The organism is Psychrobacter sp. AOP7-A1-24, assembly GCF_052376235.1.
Classification (GTDB): Bacteria; Pseudomonadota; Gammaproteobacteria; order Pseudomonadales; family Moraxellaceae; genus Psychrobacter.
On the sequence record NZ_JBQSVM010000076.1, the window covers coordinates 1 to 5,511 of the forward strand.

Sequence of the window (5,511 nt, forward strand, 5' to 3'; positions counted from 1 at the left end):
GGGGGTTAGATATGAGTCTGTTTATAGTTTTACTTATTTGACTAAGTATCACTTAACCTAACTGAATCAAGGTTAAAGGTGATATCGAAATGTTCTGTCTGTGACAGATTAATTAGTCTTGTATACAAACCACTTGGGTGTTGTATGGTCAAGCCAAACGAGCAATTAGTACAGGTTAGCTACACGCATCACTGCGCTTCCACACCCTGCCTATCAACGTCCTAGTCTTGAACGGCTCTTTAGGGAAATCTAATCTTGAGGTGGGCTTCCCGCTTAGATGCTTTCAGCGGTTATCCCATCCGAACGTAGCTACCGGGCAATGCCATTGGCATGACAACCCGAACACCAGTGGTTCGTCCACTCTGGTCCTCTCGTACTAGGAGCAGATCCTCTCAAATTTCCAACGCCCACGGTAGATAGGGACCGAACTGTCTCACGACGTTCTAAACCCAGCTCGCGTACCTCTTTAAATGGCGAACAGCCATACCCTTAGGACCTGCTTCAGCCCTAGGATGAGATGAGCCGACATCGAGGTGCCAAACACCGCCGTCGATATGAACTCTTGGGCGGTATCAGCCTGTTATCCCCAGAGTACCTTTTATCCGTTGAGCGATGGCCCTTCCATACAGAACCACCGGATCACTAAGACCTACTTTCGTACCTGCTCGACTTGTGGGTCTCGCAGTTAAGCGCGCTTTTGCCTTTATACTCTACGACCGATTTCCGACCGGTCTGAGCGCACCTTCGTACTCCTCCGTTACTCTTTAGGAGGAGACCGCCCCAGTCAAACTACCCACCATACATTGTCCTCGGTATTGTTATACCTGAGTTAGAACCCCAACATGACCAGGGTGGTATTTCAAGATTGGCTCCACCAAGACTAGCGTCTCGGCTTCAAAGCCTCCCACCTATCCTGCACAAGTCAGGTCAAAGTTCAATGTAAAGCTGTAGTAAAGGTTCACGGGGTCTTTCCGTCTAGCCGCGGGTACACAGCATCTTCACTGCGATTTCGATTTCACTGAGTCTCTGCTGGAGACAGCGCTGCCATCATTATGTCATTCGTGCAGGTCGGAACTTACCCGACAAGGAATTTCGCTACCTTAGGACCGTTATAGTTACGGCCGCCGTTTACTGGGGCTTCGATCAAGAGCTTCGCTTACGCTAACCCCATCAATTAACCTTCCAGCACCGGGCAGACATCACACCCTATACGTCCACTTTCGTGTTTGCAGAGTGCTGTGTTTTTAATAAACAGTTGCAGCAGCCTGGTATCTGCGACTGCCAACAGCTCAAGGAGCAAGTCCTATCACCATCAACAGCGTACCTTCTCCCGAAGTTACGGTACCATTTTGCCTAGTTCCTTCAGCAGAGTTCTCTCAAGCGCCTTGGTATTCTCTACCTGATCACCTGTGTCGGTTTAGGGTACGATTCGTTTATAACTATTGCTTAGAAGCTTTTCCTGGAAGCATGGTATTTGCCACTTCGTCCTACAAGTAGGACTTGCTATCAGATCTCGGTATAAAATAGCCCGGATTTACCTAAGCTATAAACCTACATCCTTTCACCTGGACAACCAACGCCAGGCTGACATAACCTTCTCCGTCCCTCCATCGCATTATAAACAAGTATCGGAATATTAACCGATTTCCCATCGACTACGCCTTTCGGCCTCGCCTTAGGGGTCGACTCACCCAGCCCCGATTAACGTTGGACTGGAACCCTTGATCTTCCGGCGTGCGAGCTTTTCACTCGCATTATCGTTACTCACGTCAGCATTCGCTCTTGTGATACCTCCAGCATGCTTTACAACACACCTTCACAGGCTTACACAACGCTCCCCTACCACTTGAAAACAAATTCAAATCCGCAGCTTCGGCTCCTAGTTTGAGCCCCGTTACATCTTCCGCGCGGGCCGACTCGACTAGTGAGCTATTACGCTTTCTTTAAAGGATGGCTGCTTCTAAGCCAACCTCCTAGCTGTCTATGCCTTCCCACCTCGTTTCCCACTTAACTAGGAATTTGGGGCCTTAGCTGGCGGTCTGGGTTGTTTCCCTCTCCACGATGGACGTTAGCACCCACCGTGTGTCTCCCGGATATCACTCATCGGTATTCGGAGTTTGCATCGGTTTGGTAAGTCGGTATGACCCCCTAGCCGAAACAGTGCTCTACCCCCAATGGTGTTCGTCCGAGGCGCTACCTAAATAGCTTTCGGGGAGAACCAGCTATCACCGAGTTTGATTAGCCTTTCACCCCTATCCACAAGTCATCCCCTGGCTTTTCAACGACAGTGGGTTCGGTCCTCCGGTGCCTGTTACGGCACTTTCAACCTGCTCATGGATAGATCACTCGGTTTCGGGTCTATACCCTGCAACTAGACGCCCTATTAAGACTCGGTTTCCCTACGGCTCCCCTAAACGGTTAACCTTGCTACAGAATATAAGTCGCTGACCCATTATACAAAAGGTACGCGGTCACCCAACAAGTGGGCTCCCACTGCTTGTACGCACACGGTTTCAGGTTCTATTTCACTCCCCTCACAGGGGTTCTTTTCGCCTTTCCCTCACGGTACTGGTTCACTATCGGTCAGTCAGGAGTATTTAGCCTTGGAGGATGGTCCCCCCATCTTCAAACAGGATTTCTCGTGCCCCGCTCTACTTAATATGTTAACGCTAATGTTTCGAATACAGGACTATCACCTACTACGGTCAGCTTTCCCACGCTGTTCTTCTACATTAGCACTAATCGGCTTCTCCCCGTTCGCTCGCCGCTACTAGGGGAATCTCAATTGATGTCTCTTCCTAAGGGTACTGAGATGTTTCACTTCCCCTCGTTCGCTTCCTAATAAATTAGGATAGCTAGCTTATGCTAGCTGGGTTTCCCCATTCAGAAATCTCCGGATCACAGGATATTGCCGCCTCCCCGAAGCTTATCGCAGGCTGTCACGTCTTTCATCGCCTCTGACTGCCAAGGCATCCACCATGTGCGCTTCATTACTTGACCATACAACCCCAAGTAGTCTTTCGACTTCTAAGTGTCATACAATCTAATTATGATAACGATATCACCTAATTTTATACGCTTGATTCAGTTCTCTTTACTTTTTTAGCAACCAACCCCTGGGATAACAACTGATGTCGTTAAGAGGTCGATTACTAAGGTTAGGAAGTGCGCGTGAACACGCGCTTCCTAACCCAGACTCATATCTATGTTTTTAAATAGTCTCTATGCTCTCGTCGAGTCACAGATTCTGTATAAAACAGAAAGAAGTAATCAATCACAATCACTTGTTTCTATTTAATACCTATTTTATTTATCTAGCACCTAAAGCTTACTTAAACCGTCTTAGTAGTGGTGGAGCCAAACGGAGTCGAACCGTTGACCTCCTGCGTGCAAGGCAGGCGCTCTACCAACTGAGCTATGGCCCCATTGTAAAATGGTGGGTCTAGGTGGACTTGAACCACCGACCCCCGCGTTATCAACACGGTGCTCTAACCAGCTGAGCTACAGACCCTAATACGTTTGTCAAAAACGTAAGCTTAAACTAAAGAACAACTTGTTGTGAATTCTTGCTGACCGAATGCGTCTATAAGGAGGTGATCCAGCCGCAGGTTCCCCTACGGCTACCTTGTTACGACTTCACCCCAGTCATCAACCACACCGTGGTGAACGCTCCCCCGAAGGTTAAGCTATCCACTTCTGGTGCAATCAACTCCCATGGTGTGACGGGCGGTGTGTACAAGGCCCGGGAACGTATTCACCGCGGCATTCTGATCCGCGATTACTAGCGATTCCTACTTCATGGAGTCGAGTTGCAGACTCCAATCTGGACTACGATAGGCTTTTTGAGATTCGCATCACATCGCTGTGTAGCTGCCCTCTGTACCTACCATTGTAGCACGTGTGTAGCCCTGGTCGTAAGGGCCATGATGACTTGACGTCGTCCCCGCCTTCCTCCAGTTTGTCACTGGCAGTATCCTTAGAGTTCCCGGCTTAACCCGCTGGTAACTAAGGACAAGGGTTGCGCTCGTTGCGGGACTTAACCCAACATCTCACGACACGAGCTGACGACAGCCATGCAGCACCTGTATTCTAATTCCCGAAGGCACTCCCGCATCTCTGCAGGATTCTAGATATGTCAAGACCAGGTAAGGTTCTTCGCGTTGCATCGAATTAAACCACATGCTCCACCGCTTGTGCGGGCCCCCGTCAATTCATTTGAGTTTTAACCTTGCGGCCGTACTCCCCAGGCGGTCTACTTATTGCGTTAGCTGCGTCACTAAGTCCTCAAGGGACCCAACGACTAGTAGACATCGTTTACGGCGTGGACTACCAGGGTATCTAATCCTGTTTGCTACCCACGCTTTCGAGCCTCAGTGTCAGTATGATGCCAGGAAGCTGCCTTCGCCATCGGTATTCCTTCAGATCTCTACGCATTTCACCGCTACACCTGAAATTCTACTTCCCTCTCACCTACTCTAGCCTAACAGTTTCAGATGCAGTTCCCAGGTTAAGCCCGGGGATTTCACATCTGACTTATCAAGCCACCTACGCTCGCTTTACGCCCAGTAATTCCGATTAACGCTTGCACCCTCTGTATTACCGCGGCTGCTGGCACAGAGTTAGCCGGTGCTTATTCTGCAGCTAATGTCATCGTCCGTGGGTATTAACCACGGAGTCTTCTTCACTGCTTAAAGTGCTTTACAACCAAAAGGCCTTCTTCACACACGCGGCATGGCTGGATCAGGGTTTCCCCCATTGTCCAATATTCCCCACTGCTGCCTCCCGTAGGAGTCCGGGCCGTGTCTCAGTCCCGGTGTGGCTGATCATCCTCTCAGACCAGCTACAGATCGTCGCCATGGTAGGCCTTTACCCCACCATCTAGCTAATCCGACTTAGGCTCATCTAATAGCGAGAGCAACAAGTTGCCCCCTTTCTCCCGTAGGACGTATGCGGTATTAATTCGAGTTTCCCCGAGCTATCCCCCACTACTAGGTAGATTCCTAAGTATTACTCACCCGTCCGCCGCTCGACGCCTAGGAGCAAGCTCCTATCGTTTCCGCTCGACTTGCATGTGTTAAGCCTGCCGCCAGCGTTCAATCTGAGCCATGATCAAACTCTTCAGTTTAATCTTGCTATGAAGCTCTTTAAAGAAGCTTCTAAACTTGGCTCATCTAATCTGGCAAAATCGCTAAAAATTATGTTCGTAATGAATTAACTTTGAGTTTTTCTGCTGTCTTAAATGATAATTTTTATAGTTAATAATCTTTCCGAAAAGAAAAGATAGTCAACTTTATTTTTTAGCATTCTGAATCAGCAAAAATCCACACAAGTTGTTCTTTAGTTATGCTTTTAAATAATGTCTGACACTGTCGTCCAGTGCTAGTTTTTTCAAACTAAATATTCAAGCCAATGTGGCTTATCCTATTTAGCGAGCTGACCATCATATCATCTTTTAATATTCTGTCAAGCTTCTTTTGTAATTTGTTTCAACAAGTTAACTGGGTTAGTTAT

Annotated in this window: 2 tRNA genes and 2 rRNA genes; all 4 read right to left on the minus strand. The window is 48.3% G+C overall.

The window, feature by feature from the left end:
• Positions 1-144: 144 nt before the first annotated feature.
• A 23S ribosomal RNA gene (locus ACT3QQ_RS13515) occupies positions 145-3,000 on the minus strand.
• Positions 3,001-3,349: 349 nt separating this feature from the next.
• Positions 3,350-3,425 (minus strand) — tRNA-Ala (locus ACT3QQ_RS13520).
• 9 nt (positions 3,426-3,434) lie between these two features.
• Positions 3,435-3,511, minus strand: a tRNA-Ile gene (locus ACT3QQ_RS13525).
• Positions 3,512-3,586: 75 nt separating this feature from the next.
• Positions 3,587-5,125 (minus strand): 16S ribosomal RNA (locus ACT3QQ_RS13530).
• The 16S and 23S rRNA genes sit together here with 2 tRNA genes alongside, the layout of an rRNA operon.
• Between the last annotated feature and the right edge of the window lie 386 nt (positions 5,126-5,511).